Annotated in this window: 18 protein-coding genes and 3 tRNA genes; 20 read left to right on the top strand and 1 reads right to left on the bottom strand. The window is 57.1% G+C overall.

The genetic code is table 11. The features are described 5' to 3' along the window. Positions 1 to 7: 7 nt before the first annotated feature. The 17 genes from odhB (at position 8) to HFD97_RS01645 (ending at position 13,424) form a co-directional block, all read left to right on the top strand. Positions 8 to 1,231 (top strand): 2-oxoglutarate dehydrogenase complex dihydrolipoyllysine-residue succinyltransferase, encoded by a 1,224-nt coding sequence (gene odhB, locus HFD97_RS01565; protein WP_009091410.1) that lies wholly within the window; start codon positions 8 to 10, stop codon positions 1,229 to 1,231. Between the two features lie 70 nt (positions 1,232 to 1,301). Continuing rightward, complete coding sequence (gene sucC / locus HFD97_RS01570; RefSeq protein ID WP_009091408.1) at positions 1,302 to 2,468, top strand: ADP-forming succinate--CoA ligase subunit beta; 1,167 nt, start codon at positions 1,302 to 1,304, stop codon at positions 2,466 to 2,468. Next, positions 2,468 to 3,343 carry a succinate--CoA ligase subunit alpha gene (sucD, locus tag HFD97_RS01575; protein WP_009091407.1) on the top strand — a complete coding sequence of 292 codons (876 nt, stop codon included), beginning with the start codon at positions 2,468 to 2,470 and terminating at the stop codon, positions 3,341 to 3,343. The genes sucC and sucD overlap by 1 nt, the downstream gene beginning before the upstream one ends. 572 nt (positions 3,344 to 3,915) lie before the next feature. Then, on the top strand, positions 3,916 to 5,487 hold the full coding sequence (gene cydA, locus HFD97_RS01580; RefSeq protein ID WP_058956301.1) for a cytochrome ubiquinol oxidase subunit I: 1,572 nt from the start codon (positions 3,916 to 3,918) through the stop codon (positions 5,485 to 5,487). A gap of 11 nt (positions 5,488 to 5,498) precedes the next feature. After that, positions 5,499 to 6,638, top strand: a complete 1,140-nt coding sequence (gene cydB, locus HFD97_RS01585) for a cytochrome d ubiquinol oxidase subunit II (RefSeq protein WP_046101429.1) — start codon at positions 5,499 to 5,501, stop codon at positions 6,636 to 6,638. Positions 6,639 to 6,653: 15 nt separating this feature from the next. Beyond that, on the top strand, positions 6,654 to 6,758 hold the full coding sequence (cydX, locus tag HFD97_RS01590) for a cytochrome bd-I oxidase subunit CydX (RefSeq protein ID WP_009091402.1): 105 nt from the start codon (positions 6,654 to 6,656) through the stop codon (positions 6,756 to 6,758). After that, positions 6,758 to 7,051: a cyd operon protein YbgE gene (gene ybgE, locus HFD97_RS01595; protein WP_167431122.1), complete on the top strand. Its 294-nt coding sequence runs from the start codon at positions 6,758 to 6,760 to the stop codon at positions 7,049 to 7,051. The genes cydX and ybgE overlap by 1 nt, the downstream gene beginning before the upstream one ends. A 177-nt stretch (positions 7,052 to 7,228) precedes the next feature. Continuing rightward, complete coding sequence (gene ybgC / locus HFD97_RS01600) at positions 7,229 to 7,633, top strand: tol-pal system-associated acyl-CoA thioesterase (protein ID WP_009091398.1); 405 nt, start codon at positions 7,229 to 7,231, stop codon at positions 7,631 to 7,633. Then, positions 7,630 to 8,316 carry a Tol-Pal system protein TolQ gene (gene tolQ / locus HFD97_RS01605; protein ID WP_009091396.1) on the top strand — a complete coding sequence of 229 codons (687 nt, stop codon included), beginning with the start codon at positions 7,630 to 7,632 and terminating at the stop codon, positions 8,314 to 8,316. The genes ybgC and tolQ overlap by 4 nt, the downstream gene beginning before the upstream one ends. 13 nt (positions 8,317 to 8,329) lie before the next feature. Beyond that, the gene (gene tolR, locus HFD97_RS01610; protein ID WP_009091394.1) at positions 8,330 to 8,758 is read left to right on the top strand and encodes a colicin uptake protein TolR; all 429 of its coding nucleotides are present in this window, start codon (positions 8,330 to 8,332) and stop codon (positions 8,756 to 8,758) included. A 26-nt stretch (positions 8,759 to 8,784) separates the two neighbouring features. After that, positions 8,785 to 10,125 (top strand): cell envelope integrity protein TolA, encoded by a 1,341-nt coding sequence (gene tolA / locus HFD97_RS01615; protein ID WP_167431121.1) that lies wholly within the window; start codon positions 8,785 to 8,787, stop codon positions 10,123 to 10,125. Between the two features lie 115 nt (positions 10,126 to 10,240). Then, on the top strand, positions 10,241 to 11,536 hold the full coding sequence (gene tolB, locus HFD97_RS01620) for a Tol-Pal system beta propeller repeat protein TolB (RefSeq protein WP_167431120.1): 1,296 nt from the start codon (positions 10,241 to 10,243) through the stop codon (positions 11,534 to 11,536). A gap of 51 nt (positions 11,537 to 11,587) precedes the next feature. After that, positions 11,588 to 12,115 (top strand): peptidoglycan-associated lipoprotein Pal, encoded by a 528-nt coding sequence (pal, locus tag HFD97_RS01625; RefSeq protein WP_009091388.1) that lies wholly within the window; start codon positions 11,588 to 11,590, stop codon positions 12,113 to 12,115. 9 nt (positions 12,116 to 12,124) lie between these two features. Then, complete coding sequence (cpoB, locus tag HFD97_RS01630; RefSeq protein WP_009091386.1) at positions 12,125 to 12,919, top strand: cell division protein CpoB; 795 nt, start codon at positions 12,125 to 12,127, stop codon at positions 12,917 to 12,919. A 164-nt stretch (positions 12,920 to 13,083) separates the two neighbouring features. After that, positions 13,084 to 13,159: transfer RNA gene (locus HFD97_RS01635), tRNA-Lys, on the top strand. A gap of 67 nt (positions 13,160 to 13,226) precedes the next feature. Next, positions 13,227 to 13,302 (top strand) — tRNA-Lys (locus HFD97_RS01640). A 46-nt stretch (positions 13,303 to 13,348) separates the two neighbouring features. Further along, positions 13,349 to 13,424: transfer RNA gene (locus HFD97_RS01645), tRNA-Lys, on the top strand. A gap of 452 nt (positions 13,425 to 13,876) precedes the next feature. Here HFD97_RS01645 and HFD97_RS01650 read toward each other — a convergent pair. Then, complete coding sequence (locus tag HFD97_RS01650; RefSeq protein ID WP_167431119.1) at positions 13,877 to 15,352, bottom strand: AlkA N-terminal domain-containing protein; 1,476 nt, start codon at positions 15,350 to 15,352, stop codon at positions 13,877 to 13,879. A gap of 158 nt (positions 15,353 to 15,510) precedes the next feature. Here HFD97_RS01650 and HFD97_RS01655 point away from each other — a divergent pair, with 158 nt between their 5' ends. From HFD97_RS01655 to pnuC, 3 genes are all read left to right on the top strand, one after another. Then, positions 15,511 to 16,056 (top strand): methylated-DNA--[protein]-cysteine S-methyltransferase, encoded by a 546-nt coding sequence (locus HFD97_RS01655; RefSeq protein WP_140028230.1) that lies wholly within the window; start codon positions 15,511 to 15,513, stop codon positions 16,054 to 16,056. A 127-nt stretch (positions 16,057 to 16,183) separates the two neighbouring features. Next, on the top strand, positions 16,184 to 17,245 hold the full coding sequence (nadA, locus tag HFD97_RS01660) for a quinolinate synthase NadA (RefSeq protein ID WP_009091379.1): 1,062 nt from the start codon (positions 16,184 to 16,186) through the stop codon (positions 17,243 to 17,245). Between the two features lie 24 nt (positions 17,246 to 17,269). Continuing rightward, a complete protein-coding gene (gene pnuC, locus HFD97_RS01665) occupies positions 17,270 to 18,004 on the top strand; it encodes a nicotinamide riboside transporter PnuC (RefSeq protein WP_167431118.1) in 735 nt (244 codons plus the stop codon). Positions 18,005 to 18,014: the final 10 nt, after the last annotated feature.

Genomic DNA, 18,014 nt, shown 5'->3' on the forward strand with positions numbered 1-18,014 from the left:
AAAGATAATGAGTAGCGTAGATATTCTCGTTCCCGACCTGCCTGAATCGGTTGCCGATGCCTCAGTGGCAACCTGGCACAAAAAACCAGGCGATGCCGTCACTCGCGATGAAGTGCTGGTTGAAATCGAAACCGACAAAGTGGTGCTGGAAGTGCCTGCGGCGGCTGACGGTATCCTGGAAGCCGTGCTGGAAGAAGAGGGCGCCACCGTCACTTCACGCCAGATCCTGGGCCGCCTGAAAGAGGGCAACAGCGCCGGTAAAGAGACCAGCGCGAAGTCTGAAAGCAAAGAGTCGACTCCGGCTCAGCGTCAGACCGCGTCGCTGGAAGAAGAGAGCAACGATGCGCTCAGCCCGGCTATTCGCCGTCTGATTGCTGAGCACAACCTGGATGCCTCGCAGATCAAAGGCAGCGGTGTGGGCGGACGCCTGACCCGTGAAGATGTTGAAAAACATCTTGCCAGCAAGCCGCAGGACACCAAAGCTGCCGCACCGGCCGCTGAAGCCGCTGCCGCGCCGCAGCCGATCGCAAATCGCAGCGAAAAACGCGTGCCGATGACCCGTCTGCGTAAGCGTGTTGCTGAGCGTCTGCTGGAAGCGAAAAACAGCACCGCGATGCTGACCACCTTCAACGAAATCAACATGAAGCCCATCATGGATCTGCGCAAGCAGTATGGTGAGGCTTTTGAGAAGCGTCACGGTGTGCGTCTGGGCTTCATGTCCTTCTACCTGAAAGCGGTCGTTGAAGCGCTGAAACGTTATCCGGAAGTGAACGCCTCTATCGATGGCGAAGATGTGGTTTACCACAACTACTTCGACGTCAGCATTGCGGTCTCCACGCCGCGCGGTCTGGTGACGCCAGTGCTGCGTGACGTCGATGCGCTGAGCATGGCGGACATCGAGAAGAAAATTAAAGAGCTGGCCGTGAAAGGCCGTGACGGTAAACTGACGGTTGAGGATCTGACCGGCGGTAACTTTACCATCACCAACGGCGGCGTCTTTGGTTCACTCATGTCTACGCCGATCATCAACCCACCGCAGAGCGCCATTCTGGGCATGCACGCTATCAAAGATCGCCCGATGGCGGTCAATGGTCAGGTTGTGGTGCTGCCAATGATGTATCTGGCGCTCTCCTACGACCACCGCCTGATCGATGGCCGTGAATCTGTGGGTTATCTGGTTGCAGTGAAAGAGATGCTGGAAGATCCAGCACGTCTGCTGCTGGATGTCTGATTTTCACCGGGCGCACCTTCGCGTGCGCCCAACCTCATTACTCTTTTCAGACCTGAATGGATAGAACATCATGAACTTACACGAATACCAGGCGAAACAGCTGTTTGCACGGTATGGCATGCCGGCACCAACGGGTTACGCCTGTACTACACCACGTGAAGCGGAAGAAGCAGCCTCTAAAATTGGCGCAGGCCCGTGGGTAGTTAAATGTCAGGTTCATGCCGGTGGCCGCGGTAAAGCGGGCGGTGTGAAAGTGGTTAACAGCAAAGAAGATATCCGTGCTTTTGCTGAAAACTGGCTGGGCAAACGCCTGGTGACCTATCAGACAGATGCGAACGGCCAGCCGGTTAACCAGATTCTGGTTGAAGCCGCGACCGACATCGACCAGGAACTCTACTTGGGCGCGGTGGTGGATCGTGCTACCCGTCGTGTGATTTTCATGGCCTCAACCGAAGGCGGCGTGGAAATCGAAAAAGTAGCGGAAGAGACTCCGCATCTGATCCACAAAATGGCGCTGGATCCGCTGACCGGTCCGCAGCCGTACCAGGGCCGCGAGCTGGCATTCAAACTCGGTCTGACCGGTAAGCTGGTCGGCCAGTTCACCAAGATCTTTATGGGTCTGGCGACACTGTTCCTGGAGCGCGATCTGGCGATGGTTGAGATCAACCCGCTGGTGATCACCAAGCAGGGCGACCTGATCTGCCTGGATGGCAAACTGGGTGCCGATGGCAATGCCCTGTTCCGCCAGCCAGAGCTGCGCGAAATGCGCGATCCAAGCCAGGAAGATCCCCGTGAAGCGCACGCGACACAGTGGGAACTGAACTATGTTGCGCTGGAAGGCAACATCGGCTGTATGGTTAACGGCGCAGGTCTGGCGATGGGCACCATGGACATCGTTAAGCACCACGGCGGCCAGCCAGCAAACTTCCTTGATGTCGGCGGCGGCGCAACCAAAGAGCGCGTAACTGAAGCCTTCAAAATCATCCTCTCTGACGATGCGGTGAAAGCCGTCTTCGTTAACATCTTCGGCGGTATCGTACGCTGTGACCTGATTGCCGACGGCATCATCGGCGCAGTTGCTGAAGTGGGTGTGAACGTGCCAGTGGTGGTACGTCTGGAAGGTAACAACGCCGAGCTGGGCGCCCAGAAACTGGCGGACAGCGGTCTGAACATCATTGCAGCAACCAGCCTGACAGACGCCGCACAGCGTGTTGTTGCTGCCGCGGAGGGTAAATAATGTCCATTCTGATCGACAAAAACACCAAAGTCATTTGCCAGGGTTTCACCGGTGGCCAGGGGACTTTCCATTCTGAACAGGCACTGGCCTACGGTACCCAACTGGTTGGCGGCGTCACGCCAGGCAAAGGCGGCACGACTCACCTCGGCCTGCCGGTGTTCAACACCGTGCGTGAAGCGGTAGAAGCGACCGGCGCAACGGCAACCGTGATCTACGTTCCGGCACCGTTCTGCAAAGATGGCATCCTGGAAGCGATTGAAGCGGGCATCAAACTGATCATCACCATCACCGAAGGTATCCCGACGCTGGATATGCTGACCGTGAAGGTGAAGCTGGATGAAGCGGGCGTGCGGATGATCGGTCCAAACTGCCCGGGTGTCATCACCCCAGGCGAATGCAAAATCGGCATCATGCCGGGCCACATTCACCAGCCGGGCCGCGTGGGTATCGTCTCACGTTCCGGTACGCTGACCTATGAAGCGGTTAAGCAGACCACCGATATCGGTTACGGCCAGTCGACCTGTGTGGGTATCGGCGGCGACCCGATCCCAGGCTCTAACTTCATCGACATCCTGAAACTGTTCCAGGACGACCCGCAGACGGAAGCGATCGTGATGATCGGCGAGATCGGCGGCAGCGCAGAAGAAGAAGCGGCAGCCTTCATCAAAGAGCACGTGACCAAGCCTGTCGTGGGTTACATCGCGGGTGTGACGGCGCCTAAAGGCAAACGTATGGGCCATGCGGGCGCCATCATTGCCGGTGGTAAAGGCACCGCTGATGAGAAGTTCGCGGCGCTGGAAGCGGCAGGCGTGAAGACCGTTCGCAGTCTGGCGGACATCGGTGACGCCGTGAAAGCAGTATTACCGGCTAAATAAGCCAGCGTCATCTGAGACTCAGCCACCTTCGGGTGGCTTTTTTTTTGCGATTAACCCGGGGGAGAGGACTGTCAGCGTGAAGGGAAACAGGCTGCATGATCATGTCGTCCGGGCGCCTGCCAGGTTAATAAATAATGGCAAACGTGATCTATTTTCTCACTCCTGATTTAAGTAATGACATCTTATTAACAAGAATCCTACCTGACCATATCTGGAAACTTATTGCGTTATTCCAGATCAATTAATCGCGATTTATATCCAACTATTTCTCTGGCAAAGCGCAACGCTAAGGGCGTAAATTGCGCTGCATCAATCCAGCCTTTTACACACATTTTCAAACGTCTGCTCAACCCGGGATGACACCCGCTTTTCTCCTGTTAAAGCACGCGTTAATGAAAGCGCGGATTGACAATTCAGAGCTGCTGCATGCGTGACTGACCTGTCCCGGCAGCTTACAGGCCGGGTCTGCGGGTAATAAAAAAAACTGGAATCAATAAACAGTCGTTCCTGACCCCGATTACGTTCGCGATTCGCGCGCGCAATTGAGAGAAAGCGAGGAGCAAGGAGTCCTTATGTTAGATATCGTCGAGCTGTCGCGATTACAGTTTGCCTTAACGGCGATGTACCATTTTCTGTTCGTCCCTTTAACGCTGGGTATGGCGTTTCTGCTGGCGATTATGGAAACGGTCTATGTGCTGAGCGGCAAACAGATTTATAAAGATATGACGAAGTTCTGGGGCAAGTTATTTGGTATTAACTTTGCGCTGGGTGTGGCCACCGGACTGACGATGGAATTTCAGTTCGGCACTAACTGGTCCTATTACTCTCACTACGTCGGCGATATCTTCGGTGCGCCGCTCGCCATTGAAGGTCTGATGGCGTTCTTCCTGGAATCAACCTTTGTCGGCCTGTTCTTCTTTGGCTGGGATCGGCTGGGTAAAGTGCAGCACATGGCGGTCACCTGGCTGGTGGCGCTGGGATCGAACATGTCGGCGCTCTGGATTCTGGTCGCCAACGGCTGGATGCAGAACCCGATCGCCTCTGAATTCAACTTCGAAACCATGCGTATGGAGATGGTCAGCTTCTCGCAGCTGGTGCTGAACCCGGTCGCGCAGGTCAAATTCGTACACACCGTGGCGGCGGGTTATACCACCGGTGCGATGTTTATTCTCGGCATCAGCGCGTGGTACATGCTGAAAGGACGTGATCTCGCCTTTGCAAAACGCTCGTTCGCCATTGCCGCCAGCTTTGGTATGGCTGCGGTGCTGTCAGTGATCCTGCTGGGCGATGAGTCCGGCTATGAAATGGGTGACGTGCAGAAAACCAAACTCGCCGCGATTGAAGCCGAGTGGGAGACCCAGCCGGCACCGGCTTCATTTACGCTGTTTGGTCTGCCGGATCAGGCGACTCAGGAGAACCGCTATGCGATTCAGATCCCCTGGCTGCTGGGCCTGATCGCCACCCGATCCACCGATACGCCCGTCACCGGCCTGAAAGATCTGATGGCACAGCATGAGGTGCGCATCCGCAACGGCATGAAGGCCTACACCCTGCTGAATGAGCTGCGCAGCGGCAGCCAGGATCCGGCAGTACGTGACGCCTTTAACAGTCACAAACAGGATCTCGGCTACGGTCTGCTGCTGAAACGCTATACCGACAACGTGGCGGATGCGACGGACGCGCAGATCAGGCAGGCGACGCAGGATTCTATCCCGCGTGTGGCACCGCTTTACTTCGCGTTTCGCATCATGGTGCTGTGCGGCGTGCTGCTGCTGGCCATCATCACGCTTTCCTTCTGGAGCGTGATACGTAATCGCATCGGTAAGAACCGTGGGTTGCTGAAAGCGGCACTGCTGGGGATTCCGCTGCCGTGGATTGCGGTGGAGTCAGGCTGGTTTGTCGCGGAGTATGGCCGTCAGCCCTGGGCCATCGGTGAAATTCTGCCGACGGCGGTGGCTAACTCCTCCCTGACCACAGGCGATCTGCTGTTCTCAATGATTCTGATCTGTGGCCTCTACACCCTGTTCCTGGTGGCTGAAATGTACCTGATGTTCAAATTCGCCCGCCTCGGGCCGAGCAGTCTGAAAACCGGGCGTTATCACCACGAGCAGATCACGGCAACCCCTCAGCCGGTACAGGGATAAGGAGAGCGACCATGTTTGATTACGAAGTTCTGCGCTTTGTCTGGTGGCTGTTGATTGGCGTGCTGCTGATCGGCTTTGCCGTCGCCGATGGTTTCGATATGGGCGTCGGTATGCTGACACGCATTCTGGGACGCTCCGATACCGAACGCCGCATCATGATTAACACCATCGCCCCGCACTGGGACGGCAACCAGGTCTGGCTGATCACCGCCGGCGGGGCGCTGTTTGCCGCCTGGCCGATGGTCTACGCGGCCGCCTTTTCGGGCTTCTATGTGGCGATGATCCTCGTGCTTGCGTCGCTCTTCTTCCGTCCGGTCGGTTTCGACTACCGCTCAAAGATTGAAGACAACCGCTGGCGCGGTGCCTGGGACTGGGGCATTTTCATTGGCAGTTTTGTCCCGCCGCTGGTGATTGGCGTGGCGTTTGGCAACCTGTTACAGGGCGTGCCGTTCCATGCCGACGAGTATCTGCGTCTGTTCTACACCGGTAACTTCTTCCAGCTGCTGAATCCATTTGGTCTGCTGGCGGGAGTGGTCAGTGTGGCGATGATTCTGGCGCAGGGTGCGACCTATCTGCAGATGCGCACCACCGGTGAACTGCATCTGCGTTCACGCACCGCCGCACAGCTTGCCGCGCTGGTGATGATGGTCTGCTTCATCCTGGCAGGTGTCTGGGTGAAATATGGCATTGATGGCTATGTGGTGACCAGCCCTCTGGATCACTTCGCCGCCTCCAACCCGCTGGGTAAAACCGTAGTGCGCGAAGCGGGAGCCTGGCTTGTGAATTTCCAGCAGCATCCTGTGCTGTGGCTGTTCCCGCTGCTGGGTGTGCTTCTGCCGCTGCTGACCATCTTCTGCTCACGGGTGGAGAAGGGGGCCTGGGCGTTCCTGTTCTCCTCGCTGACGCTGGCCTGCGTCATCATGACGGCGGGTATTGCGATGTTCCCGTTCATCATGCCGTCCAGCACCGTGCCGGGCACCAGCCTGACGATGTGGGACGCCACGTCCAGCCTGCTGACCCTGCAAACCATGACCATTGCCGCCGTTATCTTTGTGCCGATCATTCTGGCCTACACCACCTGGTGCTACTGGAAGATGTTTGGTCGTATCACCAAAGAGCATATTGAAAGCAACAGTCACTCACTCTACTGATTAAGGAGATGTCGCATGTGGTATTTTGCCTGGATTCTCGGCACTCTGCTGGCCTGTGCCTTTGGTATCATCACCGCGCTGGCGATTGAGCACATTGAAGCGCAGGATGAGTCTCACTGATGCGAACGCTGATTCGGATGCTGTATGATCTGATGGATAAGGGCCCGTTACGGGCCCTCTCTCTGCTGCTGGCACTGCTGACGGCGGGCGGGGTGATGTGGGATCCTGCACGCTTTGCCAATCAGGCAGGGGAGTTACCTGCGCTGCAGGCGCTGGTGCTGATCTGGGCGGTCTGCTGCGGGGTGATCCACGGCGTGGGTTTCCGGCCACGAAAAACCCGATGGCAGGCGCTGTTTACGCCGTTACCCGCCATACTGGTGTTAATGATTGCCCTTTACCGTTTTTACGTTTAGCCCCCGCCTTACCGGCGCTGTCAGTGAATATTTGTCAGCGTACGGTCAATAAATCTCCCTGAAATCGTTCCGTTTGTTACGGAGCGATAATTATTTTCGCCTGGCTCTGGCGACCCATTCCCAACCCCAATTCTCTTGCGTATAGTAGCATCGTTTAAAACGAGGCCGGGATGTAGAGTGAGTACAACGCTGTTTCGCTGGCCGGTTCGGGTCTACTACGAAGACACTGATGCCGGTGGTGTGGTTTATCACGCCAGCTATATCGCTTTTTATGAACGAGCACGTACCGAGATGTTGCGACAGCACCATTTCAATCAGCAGACGCTGTTAGAGCAGCAGGTCGCTTTTGTGGTACGACGTATGACGGTGGACTACCTGTCGGCGGCGCGTCTTGATGACCTTCTGGAGATCCAGAGTGAAGTGACATCAATGACACGGGCCACGATGACGTTCACGCAGCGTATCGTGAATACTGAAGGCAAAGTGCTCAATGAGGCAGAAGTCCTGATTGCCTGCATTAACCCACATCTGATGAAGCCGATTGCGCTTCCCAAGTCTATTGTCGCGGAGTTCAAGCAGTGACTGACATGAACATTCTTGATTTGTTCCTGAAGGCGAGCCTTCTGGTCAAACTTATCATGTTGATTTTGATCGGCTTTTCTATTGCCTCCTGGGCCATCATTATTCAGCGCACACGTATTCTGAATGCGGCCGGAAGAGAAGCGGAGGCGTTTGAAGACAAGTTCTGGTCGGGTATCGAACTTTCGCGTCTCTATCAGGAGAGTCAGGAGCGTCGGGACGAACTGGCCGGTTCTGAGCAGATTTTCTACGCCGGCTTTAAAGAGTTTGCCCGTCTGCATCGCGCCAATAATCATGCGCCGGAAGCGGTCATTGATGGCGCCAGCCGTGCGATGCGCATCTCGCTGAACCGCGAGCTGGAAACGCTGGAAAACCACATTCCTTTCCTCGGCACCGTCGGTTCAATCAGCCCCTACATCGGGCTGTTCGGCACCGTCTGGGGGATCATGCACGCCTTTATCGCGCTGGGCGCGGTGAAGCAGGCGACGCTGCAGATGGTGGCGCCAGGTATTGCTGAAGCACTGATTGCGACCGCGATCGGTCTGTTTGCCGCGATTCCGGCGGTGATGGCGTACAACCGCCTGAACCAGCGCGTCAACAAACTGGAGCAGGGCTACGACAACTTTATGGAAGAGTTCACGGCCATCCTGCATCGCCAGGCTTTCTCCAGCGATAACGCTAAGTAAATAGAGGTTAATGATGGCCAGAGTACGTGGTCGCAAACACCGCGACCTGAAGTCGGAAATCAACATCGTTCCGCTGCTGGACGTCCTGCTGGTGCTGTTGCTGATCTTCATGGCAACCGCACCCATTATTACCCAGAGCGTGGAAGTGGATCTGCCGGATGCGACCGACTCTAAAACCGTCTCCAGCGACGACAATCCGCCGGTGATTGTTGAGGTGGCGGGCGTGGGTCAGTACAGCCTGGTGGTGGATCACGATCGCATGGATCAGCTTCCGCCCGAGCAGGTGATCAGCGAAGCGCAGCGTCGACTGGAAGCGAATCCTAAGACGGTCTTTTTGATCGGGGGCGCGAAAGAGGTGCCTTACGATGAAATTATTAAAGCGCTCAACCTGCTGCACCAGGCGGGTGTTAAATCTGTCGGTTTGATGACGCAGCCGATTTAAAATCGAACCGTTTTTGGGAACCGAGTGTGTCGAAGGCAACCGAGCAAAACGAGAAGTTAAAGCGCGCGATAATCATTTCGGTGATTCTGCATATCGTGCTGATCGCGCTGCTGGTATGGAGCTCGTTTAATGAGCATGTTGACCCCAGCAGTGCGGGTGGCGGCGGCAGTGATATCGATGCGGTGATGGTCGATCCCGGCGCCGTCGTCAGCCAGTATAACCGTCAGCAGAACCAGCAGAGCGACAGCCAGCGTGCTGAGCAGCAGCGTAAAAAGCAGGCGCAGCAGCAGGCTGAAGAGCTGCAGGAGAAGCAGGCCGCCGAACAGCAGCGTCTGAAAGCGCTGGAAAAAGAGCGCTTAGCTGCGCAGGAAGCGGCAAAAGAAGAGGCTAAACAGCAGGCTGAGCAGCAGAAAGCGGCCGAACAGGCCGCTAAACAGGCGGCTGAGCAACAGAAAACCGCTGAAGCGGCAGCCGCAAAAGCGAAGGCTGAAGCTAAAGCACAGGCGGATGCCCAGGCGAAAGCCGCGGCTGAGGAGGCGAAACAGGCTGCTGCCGAAGCAAAGAAGCAGGCTGATCAGCAGGCGAAAGCCGCTGCGGCGGCGGCGGCAAAAGAGAAAGCCGTCGCCGAAGCGAAGGCAAAGTCTGACGCGGAGGCCAAAGCGGCAGCGGAAGCTAAAGTGAAAGCGGCCGCCGAGGCCAAAGCGAAAGCGGCTGAAGAGGCGAAAGAGAAAGCCGCAGAAGCCAAAGAAAAAGCCGCAGAGGCAGCGAAAGAGAAAGCGGCGGAAGCCGCAAAAGCCAAAGCGGAAGCCGCGAAAGAGGCGGCGAAAGAAGCGGCGAAAGAGAAAGCGGAAGCCGCGGCCAAAGCGAAAGCCGATGCGGCAGCGAAAGCCAAAGCGGACGCGGCTGCCAAAGCGAAAGCCGATGCCGCCGCGAAGGCCAAAGCCGACGCGAAAGCGAAAGCCGCCGCCGATGCGGCCAACGACAGCGATGTCGACGATCTGCTGGGTGGACTGGCTTCCGGTAAAAATGCACCGAAAAGCGGGGCTGCTGGCGGCGGCGCAGCAGGGCAGGGAAACCAGAAGAAAGCGGGTGCGTCAGGCGCGGAAATCAACTCCTACATGGGGCAGGTGGTCAGTGCGATTCAAAGCCGCTTCTATGATGCCGATCTGTATCGCGGAAAAACCTGTGATTTGCGGATTAAACTTGCGCCGGATGGCCTGTTGATTGATGTTAAGTCAGAAGGTGGGGACCCCGCGCTCTGTCAGGCCGCGATTACCGCCGCCCGACAGGCACGTATTCCGAAGCCGCCTTCCCAGGCGGTCTACGAAGTGTTTAAGAACGCCCCTATGCGTTTTAAACCGCAATAATGCAGTAACGGGCGGCAAGTTGATCTATGTTTAGCTTGCCGTACTTAAGTTCTACTCGTGGTTTCCAGGAACAGTGCCAATTATCGTGGACTGAGGTTCAGATAAGGGAGATAAAATGAAGCAAGCTCTTCGCGTTACGTTAGGCTTTTTTATCCTGCTGTGGGCAGCCATGCTGCATGCAGAAGTTCGAATTGAGATTACCCAGGGCGTCAACACCGCACGCCCGATTGGCGTTGTGCCATTTAAATGGACGGGTGCAGGTGCCGCGCCGGAAGATATCGGCGGCATCGTGGCTGCTGACCTGCGCAACAGCGGCAAATTTAATCCGCTGGATCGCTCACGTCTGCCTCAGCAGCCTGGCAGCGCACAGGAAGTTCAGCCTGCGGCCTGGAGCGCCCTGGGCATCGACACGGTTGTGGTTGGTCAGGTTGCCGCTAACCCGGATGGCAGCTATCAGGTTTCTTACCAGCTGGTCGATACCGGTGGTGCACCGGGAACCGTGCTGGCGCAGAATACCTATAAAGTCACCAAACAGTGGCTGCGTTATGCCGGTCACACCGCCAGTGATGAAACCTTCGAGAAGCTGACCGGCATCAAGGGCGCTTTCCGTACCCGTATCGCCTATGTCGTGCAGACCAACGGCGGCCAGTTCCCGTATGAGCTGCGCGTAGCGGATTACGATGGTTACAACCAGTTTGTGGTTCATCGTTCACCACAGCCTCTGATGTCGCCAGCCTGGTCTCCGGATGGCAGCAAAGTGGCTTACGTGACCTTTGAAAGCGGCAAGTCTGCGCTGGTGGTTCAGACGCTGTCGAACGGGGCTATCCGTCAGGTCGCCTCGTACCCGCGCCACAACGGTGCCCCGGCGTTCTCACCGGATGGCTCTAAGCTGGCTTTCGCACTCTCTAAAACCGGCAGCCTGAACCTCTATGTGATGGATCTGGCTTCAGGTCAGACGCGTCAGGTCACCGATGGCCGTTATAACAGTACAGAACCAACCTGGTTCCCGGACAGCCAGACGCTGGCTTATACCTCGGATCAGGCGGGTGCACCTCAGATTTATAAAGTAGGCATTAATGGCGGCGCGCCACAACGTATTACCTGGGAAGGCGGTCAGAACCAGGATGCGGATGTTGCAACCGATGGCAAATCCATGGTGATGATCAGCACCAGCGGTGGATCACAGCACGTCGCCAAACAGGATCTGGAAACGGGAGCCGTTCAAACGTTAACGGACACGTTCCTGGATGAAACGCCGAGCCTGGCACCAAACGGCACAATGGTAATCTATAGCTCTACTCAGGGGATGGGTTCCGTGCTGCAGTTGGTTTCAACCGACGGCCGTTTCAAAGCGCGTCTTCCGGCAACCGATGGACAGGTCAAATTTCCTGCCTGGTCGCCGTATCTGTAATGTCTGATCGATCAGACATCGCAAACAATAAACAATAATGGGATTTTTGAAATGCAACTGAACAAAATGCTGAAGGGTTTGATGCTGGCTCTGCCGGTTCTGGCAGTAGCGGCTTGTAGCTCACACAAAAACAACAACAATGACCAGACTGGCATGGGCGCTGATGGCGCTTACGGTGCAAACTCTGGCATGAACGGCAACGGCGGCAACATGTCTTCTGACGAGCAGGCGCGTCTGCAGATGCAGCAGCTGCAGCAGAACAACATCGTGTACTTCGGTCTGGACAAGTATGACGTTCAGTCTGATTACGCACAGATGCTGGATCAGCACGCTTCCTTCCTGCGCAGCAACCCATCCTACAAAGTGACCATCGAAGGTCACGCGGATGAGCGCGGTACGCCGGAATACAACATCGCCCTGGGCGAACGTCGTGCTAACGCAGTTAAAATGTACCTGCAGGGCAAAGGCGTGTCAGCTGATCAGATGTCTATCGTTTCTTACGGTAAAGAGAAGCCAGCCGTTCTGGGTCATGACGAAGCAGCGTATGCTAAAAACCGTCGTGCCGTACTGGTCTACTAAGAGAATCACATGGTTAGTAACTTCAGACGTCATCTGTTGAGTCTGTCGTTACTGATTGGCGTAGCGGCCCCTTGGGCCGCTAATGCCCAAGCGTCAATCAGTAGCGTTGGCTCCGGCTCGGTCGAAGACCGTGTCACCACTCTCGAACGAATCTCTAATGCCCAGGCGCAGCTGATGCAGCAATTGCAGCAGCAGATGAGCGACAATCAGCGTGATATCGACGCGCTGCGTGGGCAAATCCAGCAAAATACGTATCAGTTGAATCAGGTGGTTGAGCGCCAGAAGCAGCTCTACCAGCAGATCGACAGCCTGAGCAGCGCCAGCAGCAGCGGCGGCCAGCAGGCGGCGGGCGGCGATGCCGCAGCCGATACCGGTGCAGCAGCCAGCACAGGCGCAGCGGCATCAACGGAGAGCGCACCTGCGCAGACCGGTGACGCCAACAGCGATTACAATGCGGCTGTGGCGCTGATTCTGGAAAAGAAACAGTATGATCAGGCGATCAGCGCGCTTCAGGCGTGGGTAAAGCGTTACCCCGATTCGACCTATCAGCCCAACGCCAATTACTGGCTGGGGCAGCTGAACTACAACAAAGGCAAAAAGGACGACGCGGCTTATTATTACGCCACGGTGGTGAAAAACTATCCGAAGTCGCCGAAAGCCGCAGAGGCGTTGCTGAAGGTGGGTGTGATCATGCAGGAGAAGAAAGACACGGCGAAAGCCAAAGCGGTCTTCCAGCAGGTGATCAAACTTTATCCTGATAGCGAATCTGCAAAACAGGCGCAAAAACGTCTGTCAGGTCTGTAATCGGTACGGTTCAGGCCAGATATCGTGTGATTTCTGGTCTTGCCGTATGAAAGGTAAGCAACTGAAGCATTTAGCAGAAATAAGAGTTGCGCTACCCCGCTAAATCAGTAATATATGCCGCCGTTGCCGGGACACAATGCAAAGTGTCTGGCAAGCCTGAAGATGGGTCGTTAGCTCAGTTGGTAGAGCAGTTGACTTTTAATCAATTGGTCGCAGGTTCGAATCCTGCACGACCCACCATCTTCTCTCAGTCGCGCATCAGTGCGACGCGCGAAGAAGAGTTCAGGATTGCTTCACAACCTAAGATGGGTCGTTAGCTCAGTTGGTAGAGCAGTTGACTTTTAATCAATTGGTCGCAGGTTCGAATCCTGCACGACCCACCATCTTACTTCAGCCGCCTGGCGTGCTGAACGGTTGTAAGCCCCAAGCGGGTCGTTAGCTCAGTTGGTAGAGCAGTTGACTTTTAATCAATTGGTCGCAGGTTCGAATCCTGCACGACCCACCAATTAAGAAAGAAGCGCCCTCAGGGCGCTTTTTTCGTTTCCAGGGCACGGACTTTACGGCGCGGCTTTGGATGAGTCAGTACAACACGTCTCGCAAGTTTGAGATTGTCAGTGAAGTCTATCCGGGATGGCTGTGAGAAGGAGCATGCGCAGAGAGCAGGATCAGATCGGAAAGACGCAAAAGCCGTCATCCATGACCCGCTCGGCCCGCGCGATTACGCACCTCGTCCCTGAGGTGCGCCCGTAGCCGGGCCAACGCTTCGCGTTGTTCAAAAACGCTCCCGGCGTTTTTGTCCCAGGCGCGGGACGCTTTCCTCCTCTGACCCTGCTCCCTGCACGTTAAGCTTCTGTGGTGCGCTGTGAGATTAGCTCGATTTAGCTTTTTCAGCTGTCTGAACGCGCTACTGGCGCGGGCTGCTTCTGCATTATGAGGAGAGCAGGCCTGTATCCACCGTTACGCCTTTTTCTTCGCTTTCGCCACTGCCAGGCTCTCCCAGATATGCATCACCGCATAGCTGCGCCAGGGACGCCAGGATTGCGAGCGTGCCTCTGCTTCCCTGGATGACATGCCGCCCAGGTTATTCCGGATGGCGATATCCTCTTTGGGAAAGGCATCCGGCCAGCGCAGGGCGCGCATCGCGATGTAGTGGGCAGTCCAGGGACCGATGCCTGGCAGGCTGATCAGCTTTTTGATCACCTCGTCAGGCGGCTGAGCGGCACTGAGGCGCAGATCCCCGCTGGCGCAGGCTTCAGCGAAGGCGATAATGGCGCGTGAGCGCGCGGCGCTGACAATGCCCATCGGCGCAACCTCGTCGACCGTCAGGCCAGCGATACGTGCCGGCGGCGCGGCGTAGCGGGTCAGGTCGGCAAACGGCGTTTCACAGGGCTCGCCAAAGGCGGCGGCAAAGCGGCTGCTGACGGTGGTGGCGGCTTTGACCGTCACCTGCTGACCGATGATCGCGCGCACGCCCAGCTCGAAGGCGTCAAAGGCACCCGGAACACGCAGGCCCGGGTGGGCGATCAGGCTGGGCGCCAGCAGCGGATCCTGTGACAGACAGGCGGCGATACGCTGCGGCTGAGCATCAAGATCGAACAGGTCGCGCAGGCGGCGCAGCAGTAGAGGCAGAACCGGCGTCAGCGAGGTGGAGAGCGTCACCTGCAGCGCATTCTTCTGCGGCAGATGCGCGACACTGACCCAGCCCCGATAGCGGCCCATCGCCACCGTGCGTCGCCAGGTGCCATCCTCCACCGCTTCGACCTCTTTCATCAGGTGAGTCTGTAAAAACCAGAGCATCGCTGCCCAGTCGTAGGGCGGGCGATAGGCGAGCCGCAGCGTCACGCGGTCACCGGGCTGCGTGCGCCCGTCACCCGCCTCGCTCCGGCGCAGGGCGCCTGGCGTCATGCGATAGCGCGCCTGAAACACATCATTAAAGCGGCGCAGGCTGCCAAAACCGCTGGCGTAGGCGATCTCCGTAATCGGCAGTTGCGTCTCCGTCAGCAGCTGCTTTGCCAGCAGCATCCGTCGCGTCTGCCTCAGCTCAAGCGGTGAGACCCCCAGCTCCTGCTGCACGATACGCCGCAGCTGACGCAGGCTTAAACCGAACTCAGTGGCAATCGCCTCCAGCCCTTCGCGCTCCTCCAGCATTCCCTCTTCGATGCGCTGAATCAGCCGTTCCGCCACGCGGTGCGGCTGATCCACCGGCGCATTGCCCGGCGCCAGTTCAGGCCGGCAGCGCAGGCAGGGACGAAAGCGCGCTTTTTCGGCGGCTTCAGCGCTGCTGAAAAAGAGGCAGTTCTTCTGCATCGGCGCTTTGACCGGGCAGATCGGACGACAATAGATACCGGTTGAGGTCACCCCAACAAAAAATACGCCGTCAAAACGGGTATCACGGGAGGTCAGCGCCTGATAGGCAATGTCGGGATTAAGCATGGTATTTCTCCGGTAAATATGCGGAGCCTACACCGGTGATTCCCGGCAGACTGGCTGTTTTCGGACAACACATCAGTTTATCGCCATGACCGAAAACAGCCAGTCAGGCTGAGGAAAAGTGCGATAATGCGTGTCGAAACCGTGACGGGAGAATCACCATGTATTACTTCAAATTGACTGTTACCCCGGTGGGCGAACTGAAACTGGTGGCCAGCGAGCGCGGCCTGGCGGGTATTTTGTGGGAGAACGACGATCCTCATCGCACCCGCTTTTTACCGCAGACGCGCGATGATGACCATCCCATTCTGGTCGAAACGGCACGTCAGCTCGGCGAGTACTTTGCCGGTGCGCGACGCGGCTTTGAACTGCCGCTCGATTTTGCCGGCACTGACTTTCAGAAAAAAGTCTGGCAGGCACTGGTGGCGATTCCGTTTGGTGAAACGCGCAGCTACAGCCAGATTGCCCGTGAGATCGGGCATCCGCTGGCGGTGCGTGCGGTTGGCGCGGCCAACGGTCGTAATCCGCTTTCGATTGTCGCGCCGTGTCACCGGGTGATAGGGGCCAACGGCAAGCTGACCGGGTTTGCCGGCGGGCTGACGGTTAAAGCGTTTCTGCTGGCGCTGGAAACATCACAACCCCTGCCGCAGCCGGGCGAACAAGGCGCACAGGGTCGGGCTGGCGGTGCGGTCATGCAGGCCGATTAAAAAATCACACGACACAGTCGGGCTTTTCCGTTATCGTGTTTAGCATATAAAACACGACGGCGGATTCAACGCCATATTTCGCCTCTTCTGGCGATTTTCGTTAATTAGATAAAACGAGAGCTGTGTCATGAGTGTGATGTTCGATCCTGAAAGCACCGTTTACCCCTTTCCCCCTAAACCCGCCCGCCTGAGTGACGACGAGAAGGCGTTTTATCGTGAGAAAATCAAAACCCTGCTGAAGGCGCGAAATGCCGTGATGGTCGCGCACTACTACACCGACCCGGAAATTCAGGCGCTGGCCGAAGAGACCGGCGGCTGTATCTCCGACTCACTGGAGATGGCCCGTTTTGGCAGCAACCATCCGGCGACCACGCTGCTGGTGGCGGGCGTGCGCTTTATGGGGGAGACCGCCAAAATCCTCAGCCCGGAGAAAACCGTCCTGATGCCGACACTGCAGGCGGAGTGCTCGCTGGATCTGGGCTGTCCGATTGAGGAGTTTAACGCCTTCTGCGACGCCCATCCCGATCGCACCGTGGTGGTCTACGCCAACACCTCGGCGGCGGTAAAAGCGCGCGCTGACTGGGTCGTCACCTCCAGCATTGCGGTTGAGTTGATTGAGCACCTCGACAGCCTGGGCGAGAAAATTATCTGGGCACCGGATCGTCACCTCGGCCGCTACGTCACCCAGAAATCGGGCGCCGATGTGCTGTGCTGGCAGGGTGCCTGCATTGTCCATGATGAGTTCAAGACTCAGGCGCTGCAGCGCATGAAAGCGCTCTATCCCGATGCGGCGGTGCTGGTTCATCCCGAGTCGCCGCAGGCGATTGTGGATCTGGCCGACGCGGTGGGTTCGACCAGCCAGCTGATTCAGGCCGCCAAATCCCTGCCGCATCCGCAGATGATTGTGGCGACCGATCGCGGCATCTTCTACAAAATGCAGCAGGCGGTGCCGGACAAAGAGCTGCTGGAAGCGCCGACAGCCGGGGAGGGCGCCACCTGCCGCAGCTGTGCGCACTGTCCGTGGATGGCGATGAACGGGCTCAAAGCCATCGCAGACGCGCTGGAGACAGGCGGCGCGGAACATGAGATTCAGGTGGACGAGACGCTGCGAGAGGCGGCGTTACTGCCCCTGAATCGCATGCTATCCTTTGCAGCGGAACTTAAACTCAACGTGAAGGGAAACGCCTAGCCGTTTTCCTGACAGGTGCTCTGCATGGACTTTTTCAGCACGCATAATATTCTGGTTCACATTCCTCTGGGTGCAGGCGGCTACGATCTCTCATGGATTGAGGCTATCGGCACCCTGGCGGGCTTACTCTGTATCTGGTTTGCCAGCCTGGAAAAAATCATCAACTACCCCTTCGGCCTGATTAACGTCACGCTGTTTGCGGTGATCTTCTTTCAGATTCAGCTCTACGCCAGCCTGCTGCTGCAGCTCTTCTTTTTTGCCGCCAATATTTACGGCTGGTACGCCTGGAGCCGGCAGACCAGCGATCATCAGGCGGCGCTGAAGATTCGCTGGCTGCCGCTGCCGAAAGCGATCGTCTGGGCGGTGAGCTGCGTCGTCGCGATTGCGCTGATGACGCTCTACATTGACCCGGTGTTTGCCATGCTGACCCGCGCGGCGGTGACGCTGATGAACGCGATTGGCCTGTCGGTGGCAATGCCGGCATTGCAGCCGGATGCTTTCCCGTTCTGGGACGCCTGCATGATGGTGCTGTCGATTGCGGCGATGATTCTGATGACGCGCAAATATGTTGAGAACTGGCTGCTGTGGGTGATCATTAACGTCATCAGCGTGATGATTTTTGCCCGTCAGGGGGTTTATGCGATGTCGCTGGAGTATGTGATTCTGACGCTGATTGCGCTTAATGGCTCACGCATGTGGATCCGTAGTGCCCGGGAGCAGGGGTCACGCGCACTGTCGGCGCAGCAGACAGGCCAGTAAGGGGCGGTCA

Origin of the sequence: Pantoea sp. EKM103V, from assembly GCF_011800365.1 — a bacterium.
Taxonomy (GTDB): Bacteria; Pseudomonadota; Gammaproteobacteria; order Enterobacterales; family Enterobacteriaceae; genus Pantoea; species Pantoea anthophila.